This window comes from Pseudarthrobacter sp. MDT1-56, assembly GCF_059383555.1.
In genome coordinates this window covers 220683-240264 of record NZ_JBWZCK010000005.1, presented here as the reverse complement: position 1 = coordinate 240264, position 19582 = coordinate 220683, and the positions used below count along the sequence as shown (strand labels likewise).

The window sequence follows — 19582 nt, the reverse complement described above, 5'->3', positions numbered from 1 at the left end:
TTAGAGCCCGCGCGCGTGACATCGCAGCTCATTACGGCTCACGATGGCAGCACGAGTCGCTTCAAGCTGAAGGCGGCGCTGCGGGACGGTACAGGTGAGCACGCACACTCGCGGCGACTGCTAAGTCGGCGACATCGGATTCATGCTTACGGTCACGATCATGCGAGAAATGAACGCCCACGCGACATGGCACTACTGCGCCACGGCAGCAGCAGTCGCAAACACATCCGCCGGCATAGGCCGGTGCAACTTCCACATGATCGCGATCGGCTTCTCCCCCTTATGCTGGACGTAATCCAGTTGCCCGAGGCACGAGTAGGGCATGATCAGCCCGGTTTCGTCTTTCTCGGTGTCTCGCGTGAACAAGAGAATCAACGATCCATGAGCCGCTCTGTCCAAGTAGCGGCGAGCTACTGGGCTGTGGGCAGGTGTCGTGCTCTGCGATTCCCAGTGGAACAGCTCCGGACTGATCGCATAGTCCTTGTACAGGGTCGTGGCTGAGTGTTTCTTGTGGTCCTTGTTAAGCGTGACGAAGAAGGCGTCCGTGAACGTCGCCGGGCACCAGGCCACGCCCTCGCGGTGCTGCACATTCTTACCGAGCTCCAGCGAGCCGTACTGCAGGGCTGCCAGGATCTCTTCACGTCGGTACGTGGCGTGCGAGAGCAGGGGGACATGTTGCAGCCCCGCACCGAGTCCCTTGGCGGCATGCTTAGACGCGGCCACGCCGAGCTTCACGATCTGGCGGATCTCGCTGCAGACAAACTGGTAGCCGCGCAAATAGTCGAGGGCGGCGTCGTATGACTGGAAGCCGCCGCCGTCGTCCCACAGCGTATAGAACAGCATCCGGGCGAACGCCTGCTCCCGCATGTCGAGCTGCGCGTAGCGGGGCACGTCGGCAGAGACCAGCATTGAGTAGGCCTCCGCACGCTCCTGATCGTCTACATGAATCAGGCGCGCCATCCGGCTGAGGAGCTTCTTCTCGTCCGCATCGGTCAGCTCCTCGATCTTCCCGGTGAGAACCGTCTCAAACGGAGAGTATCCCTCGATCAAACCGGCCTGGCGCAAGTAGCCGGTCCAGGAGTCCTTCGTGGACCGGTAGATCGTCTTCACGTCGTTTCCGGACCGCTCGAGGTAAACCTCGAGCTCGGTCTCTGCGTACGAGGCGATGTCTCGGACCAGTTGTGCCCGGTTGAACCGCAGCTGCGCCTTGATGTTGTCCAGCACGACTTTCTGCGCCACCCGGTCCAGAACGATCTGGGAGCCAGACGGCAGGTAGGGGAACTCGTCCTCGACGGCCTTTTCCAGTTCCTTGCGGCCGTAGCCGGTGAGCGCCCGGAAGCGCAGATCGAAGCGGAACTCACGGCGTTGCTGGCCGATGAAGTCCATGACGGTCAGCACCGCCTTGCCCTCGGCACGGCGCAGCCCGCGCCCCAACTGCTGAAGGAAGATCGTGGCGCTCTGCGTGGGCCGGAGCAGCAGGATCGTGTCCACCTGCGGCAGGTCCAAGCCCTCGTTGAAGAGGTCGACGGCGAAGATGCAGTTGATCTCCCGCCGGCGGAGCCGCTCCAGCGCCGCCGCGCGGTTGGCGTCGTCGGTGCTCCCGTCGACAGCAACGGACGCGATGCCGGCGCGGTTGAACACCAGCGCCATGTAGTGGGCGTGCTGGACCGAGACGCAGAAGCTGATGGCCCGCATCTGGTCCGTGCTGGTCACCTTGTCGCGCAGTTCGCGGATCACCTTGGCGGCGCGGGCGTCGTTGCCGGTGTAGAGATTACTCAGCTGCGCGGTGTCGTAGTTGCCGCGTTTCCACTCCAACTGGCTCAGGTCAACATCGTCCGAGACTCCGAAGTAGTGGAACGGCACCAGCAGATCCGCGTCCAGGGCATCCCAGAGGCGCAGTTCGCTGGCAGTGCGGCCGTCGAAGAATTGCTGGGCCACGTCGACTCCATCGCCGCGTTCCGGTGTCGCGGTCAGCCCGAGGAGCTGCTGCGGCTGCAGGTGGTCCAGCAGCCGGCGGTAGGTGGGTGCCATGGCGTGGTGGAATTCATCGATGACCACGACATCGAAGAAGTCCGCTTCCAGCTGTTCAATGCCGAGCGAGGACAGCGACTGGACGGAGGCGAAGATGTGCTTCCACTGCCGCGGCTTGTGCTCGCCGACGTAGAGTTCGCCGAAGGCGCCGTCCTGCATGACGTCACGGTAGGTGCGCATGGCCTGCTTCAGGATTTCCTGGCGGTGGGCGACGAAAAGCAGTTTCAGATCGCGGCCTGCAGTTTCGCAGAGGCGCTTGTAGTCCAGGGCGGCGATGACGGTCTTGCCGGTGCCGGTGGCTGCGACGACGAGGTTGTGGTTGAAACCCTTGAGCCGTTCGGCTTCCAAGTCTTCCAGCATCTCCTCCTGGTGGAGGTACGGCTGGACCTCGAGTCCGGTGGCTGCCCCCGGGACGGCGGTGCGGCGGCCGCCGTTGCGTTCCAGGGCTGCGTCCAGTTTTTCACCGTCGCATTCCGGATCGTAGCTCTGGAAGGCGCGCTGCGCCCAGTAGCTATCGAAGGTGACCTCGAATTTCTTCAGCAGCGCGGGCGTGCCGACCGAGCTGAGGCGGACGTTCCATTCGAGGCCCTCGAGCAGAGCTGCCTGGCTGAGGTTGGAGCTGCCGACGTAGGCGGTGTCGAATCCTGAGTCCCGGCGGAACAGCCAGGCCTTGGCGTGCAGCCGCGTCGCCTGGGTTTCGTAGCTGATCTTCACCTCGGCGCCGTATCGAGTCACGAGTTCGTCGATGGCGCGGCGTTCGGTTGCGCCCATGTACGTCGTGGTGATGACGCGGAGTTTGGCGCCGCGTTCCTTGAGCTCCTCAAGCGCGGGGTGCAGTAGCCGCAAGCCTGTCCAGCGGACGAAGGCGCAGAGCAGGTCTACGGTGTTGGCGGACTCGATCTCGGTTCTCAGCTCGGCTGCGAGATTCGGATCGTCCTTGCTGTTCGTGAGCAGGGCCGAGTCGCTCAGCTTGGTGGTGGGGCGGCGGATGTTTTGGCGCTTGAGCGTGTACGGAAGGTGGAGGGACTGGAGTTGCGTGGGGCCTTCAGAGATGCGATCGCCGTGCTGCAGCTCTTGGAGGAGCCTGTTTGCGAGGGCCACGCGTTCGGTGGGTTTTGCCGCTGTTAAGGCTTGGCGGACTGCATCGGCGACGTGGCGGGAGAGGATGTCCGGGCTGTCTTCGTCGTCTATGTCAGCAAAGATTGGCTGCAGCTCTGCCCCTGTGTTGAGAAGCTGGCCGAGTGCATCAGTGTTGAGAAGTTCGTACAAGCCCTCCGGCAGCTTCCCCGCTGCCCCTCCCCCAATGAAATTAGTCACTGCGCCAGGGTATTGGCTGGACGGACAAACACGAAAACTCGGCGGCAGTCGATTCACTCACCGGGGACCACCTCGTTCCACTTTCGTGTCGCCGTACCGAACGAACAACGCCTCCAGGAGAATGACATCATGTGGGAAACCTTCTGGCCCGATGTATTGGTTGCTTTGATCGGCGCATTGCTAACAGTTGCTATCGCGTACGGAACATTCCTCTTGCAGCAGCAATACAACGAGAGACACGTTTTGCGCGGACTCATTGGTGATCTGAACCATCGGCGCGCGCTTACGGTCAAGACACCGCGCGAAATTCCCAACGCCGCAGGGAATCCGGATTTTGACCGAGCGAGTTTGAGTGTAATCGATATGCGGGACCACATTCGTCGCGCCCGAGGTCTGATCCGGCCAAGCTCTCCGGCACAGGAATCGTTATCCATGATGATCGGCGCATGCAACGTCTATTTAGAGGAGAGCGATCACGTGCCAAACTTCTACGCTTTCCTGTTGAAGGACTTAAGAGACGACCTGTCTCGCAATGTCACGGAGATCGCAGATAGGGTTCGACGTGTGGATCCGCTTGAACCGGGTGCCGCCGCCTTCTCGTCGGATGTCTCGCGGTAGGCGCACCTCAACGATTTCAAAGCAGGTAACAAGTGAGCAGTTGGCGTACATGGAGCAGCGAGGTTAAGGCTGCCATTATTGCCGGATCCGTTTCGGGCGTTGTAGGTATTATTACTGCAGTATTCGCTCCCTACGGGCTCGACATCATCCAGACCGACCGGGCAGTTGAGCAGATTAAGAGGGAGAACCGGGAAAAATCGTACGGGCCATTCCTTGACGCCGCTCACGAGTACTATCAGGCCCTTGACGAACTGGGCGTCATGGTAGAACCCGTCAAATTATCCTCAGATGGTACGGAGCGCAAGTACGTTCCAACATCCGTGGACCTCGCAGACGACTCAGCGACCAGAAAGGCTATAGAAGGCGCAAGGGCAGAATGGAAGGAGTTCGACGCGGAGCATGCGCGAGTGTCGCGCGACGTCACCAGTGACTCTGTCGCCGCATTTAACGATCTCACTGACGCTCTACCATCAGTCGACACGCTGTTACCCGCATCTGAGAAGCCCTCTGTTTCATTTGGGACGGATCAAGTAAAGGTATCCGCTGTGAGCGCTCAAGACTACCGAGACGCGTACTACAGGTTCGTGGATCGATTTCGAGTGGAAGCTCGCGACGACCAGGCATTGTGGACCCCTCAAGAACCCTCTGAAAAATGACCCGTCAAGTTCAATGGTCGCCGGCATTTAGGGCTTAAACGCCCGGCGCTCCCGCCAGTTTGCGGCAAAAGTTGAGCGCGAAGTCAAGCATGGTTACATTGCCAACCTCGAATCCGTTTCCCCGCACAAGGGCAGCCCGCTACCCTTGTGCCGCCGGGGACGACGCCAGGAATCCAGATCTGTGGCGGAAGCAACGCAGTGAACTGTACGCTCGGCGTAGTAACTCAGCTACGGAGCCTTGCTCGACCGCAATCCATCCCCGTTTACGAAACGCAACGCGATCCCCCACCTACCGTTTACTGTTGACCCTGCACCCAACGAAACCGATTACGTAAACCGTTTTCCGAAACCGATTACGTAACGCGTTCAGCAGACAACAAAGACACCCTCAGGGAGGAGGAACAGTGGTCACCATCCGCGATGTCGCCAAGCATGCCGGTGTTTCCCCGGCCACAGTCTCCCGGGTTGTCAACGGGCTCGTCGGCTACTCCGACGAGACCCGGGAACGGGTCGAAAACGCGGTCAAGAGCCTCAGCTACGAAACGGACTACCTCGCCCGGGGCCTCAAAACCCGGCAAACGTCCGTGATCGGGCTGCTCGCCCCCATGGTGTCCGATGCCCTGGCCTCCCAGGTCATGCAGGGCGTCGAGGAAGAGGCCCAGGAACGCGGCTACGCCGTCATGCTCGGCCGCACCGGCGCCAAATCCGCCTACATCGGCGGCTACCTCCGGACGCTGCGCACCTACCGGGCCGCCGGCGTCATCCTCATCTCCGCGGTGATCACGCCGGAGACGCGGCAGCTGCTGGGGCCCAACGTCCCGATCATCTCCGTCGCCATCAGCGACAAGTCCGGCTCCCCCAGCGTGGCCATCGACGACGAGCAGGCAGCCTACGACGCGACCCGTCACCTGCTGCGGCTCGGCCACCGGCGCATCGGCCTGCTGACCGGGGATCCGGCGTCGGTCTACGTTGCCCAGCCCCGGAAGCGCGGCTACCTCCGCGCCATGACCGAAGCCGCCTGCACCCCGGTCACCGCCACCGGCAGCTTCTTCTACGAAAGCGGCGCCCCTGGCGTCGACGAGCTGTTGCAGCAGGACCCCGGGCTCACCGCGGTCTTCGCGATGAGCGATGAGATGGGCGCCGCCGTCGTCAATGAATTGCAGCGGCGCGGGCTCCGGGTACCGGAGGACGTCTCCGTCCTGGGCTTCGACGGCACCTCCACCTCGCTGCACGTGAACCCGCCGCTGAGCACCATGGCCCAGCCGCTCGAGGAAATGGGGCGGATGGCCGTGAAAAAGCTGCTCCGCTCCCGCGACCTCGGGCCCAAGATCATGCCGCACCGGCTCATCGAGCGAGGCTCCACCGCGTCACCCAGTCCAGCCCCGCCCGGCTCCCAAGAACCAGCCAGCTAACACCACCAGGCCACCACCCACAGGCGGCAGCCGGCACTCCCCCGTGCCACCAAACGGCCAGCCGCCGCAGTTCCGCATGCACCAAACCACTCGCACCACCCCAGATAACAAGGAGCAACACATGAGGCAGCGCCGCCACACCTGGCAGACTCTTCTCGCCACCACCGCATCCCTGACCGTCGCCGCCGTCGCCCTCACCGGCTGCGGCGGGACCGCCACGGAAGCGAAGAGCACCCCGAAGGCCGCCGCCGCGTCCTTCGAGGGCAAGGGCCCCATCAACTACGTCTCCAACCGCGACGCCTCCGGGGCCGCGAACAAGAGCATCGAGGAATGGAACGCCGCCCACCCGGAGGAGAAGGTCACGTTCATCGAACTGCCCGACTCCGCGGACCAGCAGCGCCAGCAGCTCATCCAGAACGCGCAGATCAAGTCGGACACCTTCAGCGTGCTGAACCTGGACGTCGTCTGGACCTCCGAGTTCGCCGCCAACAAGTGGATCCTGCCGCTGCCCGCGGACGCCGTCCCCACGGACAAGATGATTCCCGCCACGGTCAACGCCGCGACGTACCGGGACTCCCTGGTCGGCGCCCCGTACTACACCGACGGCGCACTGTTCTACTTCCGCTCCGACCTGCTCAAGGCCGCAGGCATCGCCGCCCCGCCCAAGACCTGGGATGAAATGAAGACCGCCTGCAAGGCCATCCTGGCCCTCCCCGAAGCGGCCGGCATGTCCTGCTACACCGGCCAGTTCGACAAGAACGAGGCGCTGACGGTCAACTTCTCCGAGGCCGTCGCCTCCGCCGGCGGCACAGTGGTCGATGCCGACGGAAAGCCCACCGTCAACACTCCCGAGGCCAAGGAAGGCCTGAACCTGCTGGTGGACGGCTTCAAAGAGGGGCTCTTCCCCTCCGACGCCATCACCTACCTCGAGGAGCAGGGCCGCCGCGCGTTCCAGGAGGGCAAGCTCGTCTTTATGCGCAACTGGCCCTTCCTGCACGCCTCCCTGAGCGCCACGGACGGCTCCAGCCAGGTCGCCGGCAAGTTCGACATCACTTCCATCCCCGGCACCGACGGCCCCGGCGTCTCCACCCTGGGCGGCCGCAGCCTCGCCATCTCGCCGTTCACCCCGAACAAGGCCACGGCGCTGGAGTTCGTCAAGTTCTTCACCAGCGAGGAGCAGGCCCAGAAGCGCCTCGCGCTGTCCTCCCGCGCCCCGGTCTACGCCTCGCTGTTCGAGGACCCCGCCGTCGTCGCCAAGCGCCCGTTCTTCCCCACCCTGCTGACCTCGCTGAACAACGCCCAGCCGCGCCCCAAGGTGGTCCAGTACGGCGCCACCACCAAGGCGATCCAGGAGGAGGCCTACGCAGCCATCACCGGCGCCAAGGACACAGACACTGCCCTGAAGGACATGCAGGCCAAGCTCACCGAGCTGTCCAAGTAATCCAGCAGTAGCCCCCGCAGTTCAGACCACGAGCCTGGCCGGCCGGTCCACCCCGGCCGGCCAGGCACGCTGCAACTCCAGTTAGGTACCAAGCATGACGACGACGACCGCCCCGCCCTCCGGCGCGCAGACCGGCACGCCCCACGCCCCCGGGCCCCGCAAGCGCGGCAACCGCTCCCCCGGCGAAGGCCGCATGGCCGCGATGCTGCTCTCCCCCACCCTCCTGGTGCTGGCCCTGGTGATTGTGTACCCGCTGCTCTCCGCGGTGCACCAGTCCCTGTTCCGCGCCGAATCCGGCCTGGACGCGGACGGCTTCGTCTCCGACGTGGAATCCTTCGTGGGCCTGGCCAACTACGCCGACCTCTTCGTCGGCGAATCCGGCCGGCGCTTCCTGAACGCCTTCGCCAACACCACCTTCTTCACCGTCACCACGGTGTTCCTCGAGACCGTCCTGGGCCTCTGCCTGGCCCTGGCCATGAACCGCGCCTTCCGCGGCCGGTCCTTCCTGCGCGCCAGCATCCTGGTCCCGTGGGCCGTCCCCACCGCCGTCTCCGGGCTGCTGTGGCGCTGGATCTTCCAGTCCGACGGTATCGCCAACACCCTGCTCGGCACCGAAATCCTCTGGACCGCCGAAGGCAACGCCTCCAAGCTCGCCGTCATCATCGCGGAAGTCTGGAAGACCGCCCCGTTCATCGGCCTGCTGGTCCTCGCCGGCATGCAGGTCATCCCCGGCGAAGTCTACGAAGCCGCCCGGATCGACGGCGCCGGCTGGTGGCGCCAGCTCGGCTCCATCACCCTCCCGCTGGTCAAGCCCACCCTGCTGGTGGCCGTACTGTTCCGCATGCTCGACGCGCTGCGCATGTTCGACCTGCCCTTCGTCCTCATCGGCCCCGGCAAGGAATCCGTGGAGACCCTCTCGATGCTGGCCTGGGATGAATCCAACCAGCTCCGCTACGGCTCGGCCTCCGCGTTCGCCGTCATGCTCTTCCTTTACGTCGCCGTCGTCGCGATCGTCTTCGTGAAGGTGCTCGGCGCCGACGTCACCGGCGCCAAGGAACTGAAGCTGCTCTCGAAGAAGACCGCCCAGAAGAACCGCATCGCCGCCAACCACGCGGCGGCGGCTGACCAGATGACCTCCGATCAGGCGAACGCTGACCAGAAGAAGGCCGAGGCCACCCGATGACCATCTCCGACCTCCGCAACGCCGCGGCCGACTCCGGCGCTGGCACCGGCTCCTCGAACGGCACAGCCGACGCGCCGCCGTCGGACCGGCCCAAAGCCAAGCGCACCTGGCGCTCCTACAGCGTCTACGCCGGCCTGGCCCTGATCTTCGCCTACTGCCTGGCACCGTTCTACTGGATGCTGGTCTCCAGCTTCCGCCGCACCGCGGACATCTTCGACAACACCCTGCTGCCGGCCCCGTTCTCGCTGGAGAACTACGCCAAGGTCTTCGACGGCTCCACGATGTTCGGCCAGGCGCTGCTGAACTCCCTGATCGTCGCCGGCACCACCACCACGTTCGCGCTGGTCCTGGGCGTGTTCGCCGCCTACGCCATCTCCCGGCTGAACTTCCGCTTCAAGTCCGTGATCCTCGGCGTCATCATCGCCACCTCGATGTTCCCCGGCATCTCAGTCGTGGTGCCGCTGCTGCGGCTCTTCACCGACATCGGCTGGATCAACACCTACCAGGCGATGATCGTGCCGAACCTGTCCTTCGCGATCCCGCTGGCGGTCTGGAACCTCACCACTTTCATGAAGGCCCTGCCGTTCGACCTCGAGGAGGCGGCCATGATCGACGGCTGCACCAAGTGGCAGGCGTTCCGCCGGGTGCTGCTGCCGCTCGCCGCGCCGGGCGTCTTCACCACCGCGATCCTGACGTTCATCCACAGCTGGAACGAGTTCATCATCGCGCTGTCGATGATCAACGACCCGAAGATCCAGACCGCCACGGTCGCGATCTCCAAGTTCACCGGCGCCACCGAATTCCAGGCGCCCTTCGGCGAGCAGATGGCCGCCGGCGTGATCGTCACCGTACCGTTGGTCATTATGGTGCTGATCTTCCAGCGGCGGATCGTCGAGGGCCTCACCGCGGGCGCCAGCAAATGAGCGGACACCCTCCGGCGGGCCTGGTCGAGGAGACGGCCCTCACCCCGGCCGCGGACTGGTGGCAGTCCGCCGTGATTTACCAGGTCTATCCGCGTTCCTTCGCCGACGGGGACGGCGACGGCGTGGGCGACCTCGCCGGGCTGACCGCCCGGCTGCCGTACATCGCCTCGCTCGGCGTGGACGGGATCTGGATGACCCCGTTCCAGCCCTCCCCGCAGCTGGACCAGGGCTACGACGTGTCCGACTACTGCGGCGTGGACCCGCTGTTTGGCACCATGGAGCAGTTCGACACCCTGCTGGAGCTCGCCCACTCGCTGGGCCTGCGGGTGCTGCTCGACGTCGTTCCCAACCACTGCTCCTCGGAGCACCCGCTGTTCCAGCGGGCCCTCGCGGCCGGCCCGGGCTCCCCGGAGCGGGACATGTTCCACTTTGTCCCGGGGACCGCTGGCGGCGACGTCCCGCCGAACAACTGGCAGAGCGTCTTCGGCGGCCGCGCCTGGAGCCGCACCAACCCGGGTTCTGAAACGGACTTCGACTGGTATCTTCACCTCTTCTCGGCCGGGCAGCCGGACTGGAACTGGCGGAACCCCGCCGTCGGCGACTACTTCGACGGCGTGCTGCGCTTCTGGTTCGACAAGGGCGTGGACGGGCTCCGGATCGACGTCGCGCATGCCCTGTTCAAGGCCGAGGGCCTGCCGGACTCACCCTCCACCGACGGGGTGGTGGACGGGCTGCGGTCCAACCCGCAGGTCTCGGACCAGGAGGAAGTCCACGAGGTCTACCGCCGCTGGCGCACCCTTGCGGAGAAGTACGAGCCGCACCGCCTGCTGGTGGGTGAAGTCAACCTGGAACCGGCCCGCGCCGCCCGCTACACCCGTGCGGACGAGATGCAGCAGGCGTTTGCCTTCGCGTTTGTGAAGCTCGGCTGGGATCCGGCGGCGTGGGCCGCTGCCGGGAACGACCTGGAAGCCGCCCGCCGGCTCCACGGCGCCACCCCGACGTGGGCGCTGGAGAACCACGACATCGTCCGCTCCGTCACCCGGTTCGGCGGCGGCGAGCTGGGCGCGATGCGGTCCCGCGCCGCGCTGGTGGCGCTGCTGGGTCTGCCCGGTCCGGCGTACCTGTACCAGGGGCAGGAGCTCGGACTGCCTGAGGTCGACGTCCCGCTGGAGTCCCGGGTGGATCCGATGTGGGCCCGCGGCGGCGTCTGCCGCGACGGTGCCCGCGTTCCGCTGCCCTGGACCGCGGACCCGGCGTTGAACCACGGCTTCTCGCTGGCTCAACCTGCTGCGGAAGCCTGGCTCCCGCAGCCCGCGGCCTGGGGAACACACGCGATCGAACTCCAGCAGCAGGACCCGGAGTCCTCGCTGGCGCTGGTGACCAAGGCACTGGAGCTGCGCCGGCTGCTCTGGAAGAACGAGGTCTTCGGCCCGAACGACGGCGGCACGTGGCGGGTCGAGGCCGGGAATCTGCTGGTCTGCGCACGCAGCGCCGACTTCTTCGTCGCCGTCGCCATGGGCATCGAAGCGGTGCAGCTCCCCGCCGGAACGGTGCTGCTCAGCGCCGCGCCGCTGACCGAGATCGGCTGGTTGCAGCCGAACAACGCCGCTTGGGTGCTACGCGGCTGAGGCCATCTTGCCTCGGGCCCCACGGTCAGCGTCCCAGCAACAGGACGGTCGTGGCTCCCGGCGCGGCGCGGCAAAGCCCCCGGTGATATGCCGGGGGCTTTGAGCCTTTCTTGTATGTGATTACTTTACGGCGACGAATACCTTGTCGCCGAGCATGCTTGGCCTGACGGCGAGGACGCCTTGTCCGGCCGTGGCGGTCGGCACCTCAAAGGCCTCATTTCCTGTTGCAGTGCCATCTTTGTAGAGCGTGCTCATGGAGTCGATGGGCTCCGGTGCAACGACCAGCTTTTCGGTTCCACTTACGGTCGTGCCGTTTGCTGTGACGTAGTCGACTGACACGAAGGCCGGCATCTGCCCGTCCGGGTCATCGCCGATGTAGGTAGTGGAGTAGTTCACCATAATGTACTCCGACCCCGCAGCCGGCGGATCATTGAATTGGTTTCCAGCGACAACGGCATCCGTGGCCGCCAGGGTGACAGAATTGATCACGACGCGCCATTCGTCAGACTCGATGACCGAACCGATCGGGTGTGGGTTCTCGCGGGTTCCGACATTAGCGGCCGGCTTCTCCGCTGTCGCTGCACCTGCATCGCTTGCGGCGCTGGACGGCTGTACCACTTTGGTATCCCCACTGCCGATAGCGTCGTCGACCGACGTGGCAAGGACGGCGAAAAAGACGATGAACCCCACGATCGTTCCCACGATGGATACGATCAGGGCCGCGATGCCCATCCACTTGGCCTTGTCCTTGATGAACAGCGATACGAGAGCCAGGATAAATGCGATCGGCAGCAGAATCCAACCGACAATGAGGGCGCCGGGGATGCAGGCGAAAATGAACCCCAGCACCGCGGTGATGAGAGCGATGAGCCCGAGGACGTTTCGCGGCTTCTTCGCCTTCGTCGGCTCAGGCAAGGGTGTCTGCATTGGCGCCCCATGATCGTGCTGCGCGAGAGATGATTGTTGTTGCTGGTGGGGCGCGGTCTGCTGTGAGCCCACCCCAGGGAGCTCTGGTGTTGTCATGGCCCAACTATCGCAGATACGCGGGGTTTGTCATGTTTCACGACACGACGCAAGTTCAACTATGACGGATATGAGGTTCTCATCTGCGCTTACCCTTTAGTTTATGACGAGTTCCGTGGGTGCCCTGTTCGACAAATGCGGCTTGGAGTGGGCTGGAGCTGTCAAGTGGCAGCAGCGGCTTCCCTCTGACGAGCCTGGGGTATACGCAATTTCAATGACGTCCGATCCGTATGCTTCACATGGCGGGGCCGTCGAATTGCCCCTGAGCAGTCGGGCGTTTGAAGAGTTGCTAGACGTCTGTCCATTCCTCGAGGTTGATGGCATGTCCGCAACGCTCGATTCCTTCGGGAGCCGGTTACAACAGTTCTGGCTGCCCGACGAACCGATTCTCTATATCGGCAAGGCCGGAACCTCCCTGTCAGCTAGGACTAGAGCCTACTATTCGACCAAGATTGGCGCGACGGGGCCACATGCCGGCGGCTGGTGGCTCAAGATGCTGACTATTCTTCCCGAGCTGACAGTGCACTACGCACGGCATTCCGACCCCGGCGCAGCCGAGGATGCACTCATCAATCAATTCGCACGACAACTGTCACATGCCTCACGGTCCAACCTATTGGACAGGAACCGCGTCGGCCCATTCGCCAACGTCCGTATTCCGGGTTTAGGCAACAAGGCCCACGGGCTGGACCATTACAAAGAGCCGCGGCCGAGCAAAGGAGATCCAAATCCTGCTGCTCCAGTTCGAGCGTCTGCAATCGCGGCAATCAATCCACTCGAGCCGGGCGCGACCTCCTTTGAGTTGTCGGCGGGCAAGGTGATCATCCCATCGCAAACTCTGACCGCAAAAGACCGAAACCGTTCCTACCTTCGAATTCCGGCAAGGTCGAAATACGCGTTCCCGGCTATCCCGACCACGTTGACAATCTTCGTCAGGGGCGAAAAGCGGGCCGCATCCTGGCACCCCGGCAACGGCAGGTCGGGCCGACTGGGGCTTAGCACTGCGCTAATGGCTGAGCTGGTGGTACCTGGCATGCCAGTGCATATTGAGGCCACTGAACATGGCTACCGCATCCTCGACAAGTCGCAATGACAACAATCGACTTCGATTGGTAGCCCCATCCGGATCTGACAGCGAGTCGGGCTCAGCTTTCACTGAGCGGTCGACCGCTGCAGTTCACAATAATGACCACAGAATCAACCAACTTTCGGCCCGCGCCGTCTGAGCACTCCACGCAATCGGGCGAGACGGTCAAAGGTGGCGGACTTGCCGGCCGCCGTCGTGCGAGAGATACACCGTTGCTCTATCACTCGTAGCGGCTCTCAGCGCTGAGAACACCCATAGGTCATAGTGCAACGGGAACGTGGACGGCCCACCGCCGCAGGGAACCCGGTCATTCCTCGACGAACTCCAGCAGGTCACCGGGCTGGCACTTGAGGACCCGGCACATTGCTTCCAGGGTGCTGAAGCGGACAGCCTTGGCCCGGCCGTTTTTCAGCACCGCCACGTTCGCCGGGGTGAGTCCCACGCGGTCGGCAAACTCCCCCACACTCATTTTTTGTTTGGCCAGTTCGACGTCGATGCGCACGACGATGGGCATCAGATCACCGCTTCCATGTCGGTGCGCAGGTCCGTGGCCTGCCGGAGCAACGCTCGCAGCACAACGACCACAAGGCCCAGGGCGGCGCCGGCGACCAGCAGCAGGAACAGCAGGAGCGGCAGACCGGGGTCATCCGCGTTGAGGACCACGGACGCGGACAGTACCGCCAGCATGGTCCATCCGGCGGTGATGGCCCAGACGATCGCGTCCACCCACCGCAGTGCGTCGGTGCTGAAGATGCTGTCGCGCTTGACCATGGTCAGCAATTTCCAGGTGCTCACGATCACCACCTGGACGCAAGCCACCTCCAGGATCGAGAAGATGGTGAGCGGCCACTGCAGGTAGGCACGGTTTGGATTCTCCTGCGCCATGTGGGCGAACTGCCCGGGAAAGGACATGACTTGGAACAGAACCAAGAGGAGGAACGCTACGACGAGGACGATCCGAAGTGCGATGACTGCCACCTGAGTAAATTGCATGTATCGAGTTTCGGTTATTAACTATTGAAAGTCAATCGATTTGTAGGCAGCGGTTCGGAATTGTGTCAACCGTCACGAACCACTTCTGCAGCGGCCCGGGTGCAGAAGCACAACGGGCGGGAATGGACCTTCGGGAGTAGGTCGGACTGACTCGTGCGGCGGCCGAGCTGGTCGCCATTATGGCCAGCGGGGCAGAGACTGCGAAAGGGCGCGCCCGGCAAGACCGGACGCGCCCTTCAGTGCCCTGAATCCGGGAGTCGGTTCAGGAGAGTGAACTAGTCGACGAGCGCCGGCTGCTTGTCACCCTCTGAAGCGTCAAAAACCGGAACCTTCCTCCGCTGGTGCAGCCAGTTCGCAACCGCCAGCAGCGCCACAAGCGAGAAAGTGCTCAGCAGCTGGGGGCGTGAATCCTCGCCGATGAAGCCCACCGTGAAGATCGCCGCGAGGATGAGCAGGCCAAAGCCCGTCAGCCACGGGAAGCCGGGCATCCGCAGGGGAAGCTCCGTCCCCTCTCGGTCGGCGCGGAGCCGCAGGGCCAGCTGGGCCAGGAGCGCGGACGTCCACACCAGCAGGCAGGTCGAGCCCACAATGTTGAGCAGGACGGGAAGGACCTGATCGGGGAAAGCCAGCTCCAGCCCGACCGTGACAACGCCGAAGGCGACGCTTGCCAGGACTGCGATAACCGGGACCCGTGCCTTGGACACCGAGGCGAGCAGGCGCGGCGCCTGACCCCGCTCGGCGAGGGAGAACGCCATCCGGGAGGCGCCGTAGAGGTTGGCGTTGAGCGCGGAGAGCAGTGCCGCCACGGCCACCAGGGTGATGGCGGTGGCCGCGCCGGGCATGCCGGCGGCGTCCAGGACCGCCGCGAAGGGGCTCTTCAGCCCCGCCGAACCCACGGGAACCACGGCCGCAATAATGAAGATGGAACCGATGTAGAAAACCAGGATGCGCCACAGCACTGTGCGGACTGCTTTCTTCACGCTGCGGGCCGGCTCGGCGGTCTCAGCTGCCGCCACGGAGACAATCTCGGTGCCGCCGAACGCGAAGGCCACCACGAACAGTGCTGTGGCAATCCCGGCGAAACCGCTGGGTGCGAATCCGGCACCGGCGAAGTTGGACAGGCCCGGCGACTGCACTCCCGGCAGCCAGCCGAAGAGCAGGGCTGCGCCCACCAGGAGGAACCCGACGATTGCTGCCACCTTGAGCAGGGCGAACCAGAACTCGAACTCGCCGAAGTTCTTCACACTCGTGAGGTTCACGGCGGTGAGCAGCACGATGAACACGAAGGCCATCAGCCACACCGGCAGGGCCGGGAAGATGGTGGCCAGCAGGGCTGCCGCGCCGAGCGCTTCGGCGGCGATGACCACCACGAGCTGCAGCCACCAGAGCCAGCCCACCGTGGCACCGGCCACCGGCCCGTAGGCCTTGGCGGTATAGACGGAAAAGGCTCCGCTGTCCGGGTTGGCCGCGGCCATCTCGCCGAGGGCCCACATCACCAGGATGATGAGGGCGCCGGCCACGAGGTAGGAGATCAGCACGGCCGGGCCGGCGGCCTGGATGCCGGCCCCGGAGCCGATGAAGAGCCCCGCACCGATGGCGCTTCCCAGACCCATCATGGTGAGCTGGCGGGGTTTGAGTGTGGCGCCGAGCGGGCGGCCAGACGTCTTTGTCTGTTGTTCCATGGAGAGTCCTCTGGTTGTGGAACGGATTGATAAGGGGGTCAGAAAATTCCTAGGCTGCGTGGGCTTCCAGAACCCGGAGCACGCGGGTGTTGGCGGCGGGGCCGGCGACGGTGATCCGCACCCCGTCACCGTGGTAGGCCCGGACCATGATGCCCGCGCGGTCAAACGCATCCACGAGCCTTGCCTGGAGGCTCTCATCCGCACGGATCCACAGGAAGTTGCCCTGGCTCGGCTGCAGCTTCCAGCCCTGGGCCTCGAGCTGCGCGGCCATCCGGGCGCGCTCCTGCTTGACCGCGGCCACCCGCGTTTCCATCTCCGCTCCGGCGTCCAGCGACGCGACGGCGGCCTTCTGGGCCAGCGCGCTCACGGCGAAGGGAAGGGCGGTCCGGCGCAGTCCCTCAGCGATGGCCGGCGCCGCCACGGCGTAGCCCACGCGCAGGCCGGCGAGGCCGTAGGCCTTTGAGAAGGTGCGCAGGATGCAGACGTTGGGGTACTGGCGGTAGAGCGCCAGGGAATCGGGGCCGCTGCCCGCTTCGGCGTATTCCACGTAGGCCTCGTCGATCACCACGAGAATGTCGGAACGGACAGAGCGCAGGAAGGCCTCGATGCGCTCGTGGCTGATCGGCACGCCGGTCGGGTTGTTGGGGGTGCAGAGCAGGATCACCTTCGTACGGGCGCTCACGGCCGCGGCCATGGCATCGAGGTCGTGGCCTTCAAAGATGTCCAGCGGAACGCGGACGGGCCGGGCGCCGGCCAGTTCCACCAGGATGGGGTACGCCTCGAAGGAGCGCCACGCGAAGATCACTTCATCCCCGGCATCGCACAGGCCGGTAATGATCTGCTGGAGAACCCCCACGCTGCCGGGTCCCACCGCGACCTCTCCGGCGGTGACGCCGAAGTGGCTGGCGATCCGTTCACGGAGTTCGACGGCGGCACTGTCGGGGTAGCGGTTCATGGTACCGGCCGCTGCGGCCACCGCGGCGGCGGCAGCGGGCAGCGGCTCGTAGTGGCTTTCGTTGCTGGCAAGGGCAGCAACGTCCATGCCGGCGCTGCGCCGGCCCGGGACATACGGCGGGAGGCCGGACACAGCGCCACGAAGGGCGGGGAGTGCAGTGTCCGGTGCGGTGAGGAGCTGATCACGGGTCATGAGGACTGATCATGGGTGTGACTCCGCCCACAATGCAAGGTACGCTCAAACCATTGGGACTTCTGCTCAACTTCTACCGTCTCTGGTGAAAATATGACCATCCTGCACCCCCGCACCCTGGATTCACTCGACGGCGGGATCATCCTCGCCCTGGACAAGGATCCGGAGGCCAGCGCCCTGTCACTCTCCCGGACACTCGGCGTCGCACGGAACACGGTCCACGCCAGGCTGGCACGGCTTGAGCGCAGCGGCGCCCTCCGCTCCTTCAGCCGGCGGCTGGATCCCGCCGCACTCGGCTATGACCTGATGGCCTTCCTCTCCCTGTCCATCAGCCAGACCCGGACAGGTGCGGTGGAGGACGGGCTCGCCGCAATCCCGGAGGTCATCGAGGTGCATGCCACCACCGGCGACGCGGACCTCATGGCCAAGGTGGTGGCACGCGGCACGGCGGATCTCTATCGCATCACCAACCAGATCCTGGAAATCGAGGGGATTCAACGGACCAGCACGGCCATCTCCGTGCTGGAACTCATGCCGCCCCGCTACGACGGCCTGCTGAGCCGGCTCTCCGAGCAGGAGCCCCGCACTGCCGGCTAAGTGCGAGTGACGCAGGCCACACTGGTCATATTTTCAATTGGGCCTCTTCTGCCTGCCAAATCTCCTAGTAAAACGCGACCCTCTTGCCTATAAGAGAGCTAGCGCACAAGATTCCTGCATGACTACTCTCACCGTGTCCGGCCGTGTGGCGCAGATTCTCAGCAGCTATCTCAGCGATGTTTTCGGCGTCATGGGCAACGGAAACGCCTACTTCCTGGACGCCGCGGAAAAGCTGGGCCTCCGCTTCTCCGCCGTCCGCCATGAAGGCGCCGCCATCGCTGCGGCCGACGCCTACTACCGGACGTCGGGACGTCTCGCCGCGGGCACCACCACATACGGCCCCGGCTACACCAATGCACTCACCGCCCTCGCCGAGGCGGTCCAGGCGCAGATCCCCGTCGTGCTGGTCACCGGGGACGCCCCCACCACCGGCGCCCGGCCCTGGGACGTGGACCAGACGGCCATCGCCGCAGGCCTGGGTGCCGCCACGTTCACCGTCACCCGCGACGCCGCGGGTTCCATCACCCGGCAGGCGGTGGAGTACGCACTCACCAAGCGCACCGCCGTCGTGATCGCCATCCCCTACGACCTCGCGGCCCTCGAGGCTGCGGACGAGGAACTTCCGGCACCCTCGGCACGAATGGTGACGGACGACGTCGACGGCGGCCTCGGGCAGGTAGCCCGCCTGCTGGCAGGGGCGAAGCGGCCGCTGATCCTCGCCGGCCGCGGCGCGCACCTCGCCGGAGCCGGCCCGAAACTGCGGGAGCTCGCCGACCGCCTCGGCGCCGTGACCGCCGGAACCGCCTTGGCGCTCAGCCTCCTCGAAGGCGAGGGATACCTCGGCGTGGCGGGCGGCTTCGGCACGGACACCGCAGCCGGGCTCATGGGTGAGGCCGATGTGGTCCTCGTGGCGGGGGCAAGCCTGAGCGCCTTCACCATGCGGTTCGGGCACCTGCTCGGCCCGGACAGCACCGTCATCCAGATCGACACCGCCCTGCAGCCGACGCACCCGAGGGTGGATACGTTCGTCAGCGCGGACGCGAAGTCTGCGGCCGGACACCTCCTGCGGATGCTGGAGGGCGCGGCCTCGCCGGACGCCGGCCGCGGCGGAGCGTGGCGCGCGGAAGCCCGCAAGCGGCTGGCCGAAGGACCGGCCCACCACCCGGGCTCCGAGGAGACCGCGGACGGCCGGCTGGACCCGCGTGCCCTGGCCACCGCATTGGACGCCGTGCTGCCGGAGCGGCGCACGGTGGTCCAGGACGGCGGGCACTTCCTCGGCTGGGCACCGATGTACTGGAACATCCCGCGGCCCCAGGACCTGGTGATGGTGGGGACCGCGTACCAGACCATCGGGCTGGGCCTCGCCAGCGCCGTCGGGGCAGCCCGCGCCGTGGAGGACGGCCGCACCCTGGTGCTGGCCTCCGGCGACGGCGGTTTCCTGATGGGCCTGTCCGACCTCGAATCGCTCATCGGCGCGGCAACCAGCGCCATCGTCGTGATCTACAACGACGCCGCCTACGGCGCCGAAATCCACCAGTACGGCTCCCAGGGCCTGACCGAAAAGCCCATGCTGATCCCCGAGGTGGACTTCAGCGGCGTCGCCCGCGCGCTGGGTGCCGCGTCCGCGATCATCCGCTCCTTGTCCGACCTTTCCGCGCTGCAGGACTGGATCGATGCCGGCGCGAAGGGAACCTTCGTGGCCGACTGCCGGATCACTGCCAGCGTCCGGGCCCCGTGGCTGAGCGAGTGGATGGAGGCCTCGCGGGCGGCGAAGGCGGCGGTGGCGGGGTAGCTGCCCGGCTGGCACGAAAAAGGAGGCCGACGACGACACCCAGTGCCGCCGT

16 protein-coding genes are annotated in these 19582 nt (G+C 65.2%); 10 read left to right on the top strand and 6 right to left on the bottom strand.

Annotated elements, in window-relative coordinates; all coding sequences use genetic code 11:
• Positions 1 to 192 precede the first annotated feature (192 nt).
• Positions 193 to 3348 carry a DEAD/DEAH box helicase gene (locus tag AC50YC_RS09390; RefSeq protein WP_494953264.1) on the bottom strand — a complete coding sequence of 1052 codons (3156 nt, stop codon included), beginning with the start codon at positions 3346 to 3348 and terminating at the stop codon, positions 193 to 195.
• A gap of 129 nt (positions 3349 to 3477) precedes the next feature.
• Here AC50YC_RS09390 and AC50YC_RS09385 point away from each other — a divergent pair, with 129 nt between their 5' ends.
• The 7 genes from AC50YC_RS09385 to AC50YC_RS09355 all read left to right on the top strand — a co-directional run bounded on the left by AC50YC_RS09385 (position 3478) and on the right by AC50YC_RS09355 (position 11209).
• The gene (locus tag AC50YC_RS09385; RefSeq protein WP_494953263.1) at positions 3478 to 3966 is read left to right on the top strand and encodes a DUF6650 family protein; all 489 of its coding nucleotides are present in this window, start codon (positions 3478 to 3480) and stop codon (positions 3964 to 3966) included.
• A 32-nt stretch (positions 3967 to 3998) separates the two neighbouring features.
• Positions 3999 to 4622 carry a hypothetical protein gene (locus AC50YC_RS09380; RefSeq protein ID WP_494953262.1) on the top strand — a complete coding sequence of 208 codons (624 nt, stop codon included), beginning with the start codon at positions 3999 to 4001 and terminating at the stop codon, positions 4620 to 4622.
• Positions 4623 to 5026: 404 nt separating this feature from the next.
• Positions 5027 to 6034 carry a LacI family DNA-binding transcriptional regulator gene (locus tag AC50YC_RS09375; RefSeq protein ID WP_494953261.1) on the top strand — a complete coding sequence of 336 codons (1008 nt, stop codon included), beginning with the start codon at positions 5027 to 5029 and terminating at the stop codon, positions 6032 to 6034.
• A 121-nt stretch (positions 6035 to 6155) separates the two neighbouring features.
• Positions 6156 to 7475, top strand: a complete 1320-nt coding sequence (locus AC50YC_RS09370; RefSeq protein WP_494953260.1) for an ABC transporter substrate-binding protein — start codon at positions 6156 to 6158, stop codon at positions 7473 to 7475.
• Between the two features lie 94 nt (positions 7476 to 7569).
• Complete coding sequence (locus tag AC50YC_RS09365) at positions 7570 to 8658, top strand: carbohydrate ABC transporter permease (protein WP_494953259.1); 1089 nt, start codon at positions 7570 to 7572, stop codon at positions 8656 to 8658.
• Complete coding sequence (locus tag AC50YC_RS09360) at positions 8655 to 9581, top strand: carbohydrate ABC transporter permease (protein ID WP_494953258.1); 927 nt, start codon at positions 8655 to 8657, stop codon at positions 9579 to 9581. Before AC50YC_RS09365 ends, AC50YC_RS09360 begins: the two co-directional genes overlap by 4 nt.
• Positions 9578 to 11209 (top strand): alpha-amylase family glycosyl hydrolase, encoded by a 1632-nt coding sequence (locus AC50YC_RS09355; protein WP_494953257.1) that lies wholly within the window; start codon positions 9578 to 9580, stop codon positions 11207 to 11209. The genes AC50YC_RS09360 and AC50YC_RS09355 overlap by 4 nt, the downstream gene beginning before the upstream one ends.
• A gap of 120 nt (positions 11210 to 11329) precedes the next feature.
• Here the strand turns inward: AC50YC_RS09355 and AC50YC_RS09350 are convergent, their stop codons facing one another.
• Positions 11330 to 12232 (bottom strand): DUF308 domain-containing protein, encoded by a 903-nt coding sequence (locus AC50YC_RS09350; RefSeq protein ID WP_494953256.1) that lies wholly within the window; start codon positions 12230 to 12232, stop codon positions 11330 to 11332.
• Between the two features lie 214 nt (positions 12233 to 12446).
• Here AC50YC_RS09350 and AC50YC_RS09345 point away from each other — a divergent pair, with 214 nt between their 5' ends.
• The gene (locus tag AC50YC_RS09345; protein ID WP_494953255.1) at positions 12447 to 13325 is read left to right on the top strand and encodes a hypothetical protein; all 879 of its coding nucleotides are present in this window, start codon (positions 12447 to 12449) and stop codon (positions 13323 to 13325) included.
• A 301-nt stretch (positions 13326 to 13626) separates the two neighbouring features.
• Here AC50YC_RS09345 and AC50YC_RS09340 read toward each other — a convergent pair whose 3' ends face one another.
• The 4 genes from AC50YC_RS09340 to hisC all read right to left on the bottom strand — a co-directional run bounded on the left by AC50YC_RS09340 (position 13627) and on the right by hisC (position 17141).
• A complete protein-coding gene (locus tag AC50YC_RS09340; RefSeq protein WP_479826752.1) occupies positions 13627 to 13833 on the bottom strand; it encodes a helix-turn-helix domain-containing protein in 207 nt (68 codons plus the stop codon).
• On the bottom strand, positions 13833 to 14312 hold the full coding sequence (locus tag AC50YC_RS09335) for a DUF2975 domain-containing protein (protein WP_494953254.1): 480 nt from the start codon (positions 14310 to 14312) through the stop codon (positions 13833 to 13835). Before AC50YC_RS09335 ends, AC50YC_RS09340 begins: the two co-directional genes overlap by 1 nt.
• 275 nt (positions 14313 to 14587) lie before the next feature.
• Positions 14588 to 15994 (bottom strand): amino acid permease, encoded by a 1407-nt coding sequence (locus AC50YC_RS09330; RefSeq protein WP_494953253.1) that lies wholly within the window; start codon positions 15992 to 15994, stop codon positions 14588 to 14590.
• Between the two features lie 49 nt (positions 15995 to 16043).
• Complete coding sequence (hisC, locus tag AC50YC_RS09325; protein ID WP_494953252.1) at positions 16044 to 17141, bottom strand: histidinol-phosphate transaminase; 1098 nt, start codon at positions 17139 to 17141, stop codon at positions 16044 to 16046.
• 93 nt (positions 17142 to 17234) lie between these two features.
• On the opposite strand from hisC, the gene AC50YC_RS09320 reads away from it, so the two are divergent.
• Both AC50YC_RS09320 and AC50YC_RS09315 read left to right on the top strand, forming a co-directional pair.
• Complete coding sequence (locus AC50YC_RS09320) at positions 17235 to 17738, top strand: Lrp/AsnC family transcriptional regulator (RefSeq protein ID WP_494953251.1); 504 nt, start codon at positions 17235 to 17237, stop codon at positions 17736 to 17738.
• A gap of 118 nt (positions 17739 to 17856) precedes the next feature.
• Positions 17857 to 19530 carry a thiamine pyrophosphate-binding protein gene (locus tag AC50YC_RS09315; RefSeq protein WP_494953250.1) on the top strand — a complete coding sequence of 558 codons (1674 nt, stop codon included), beginning with the start codon at positions 17857 to 17859 and terminating at the stop codon, positions 19528 to 19530.
• Positions 19531 to 19582: the final 52 nt, after the last annotated feature.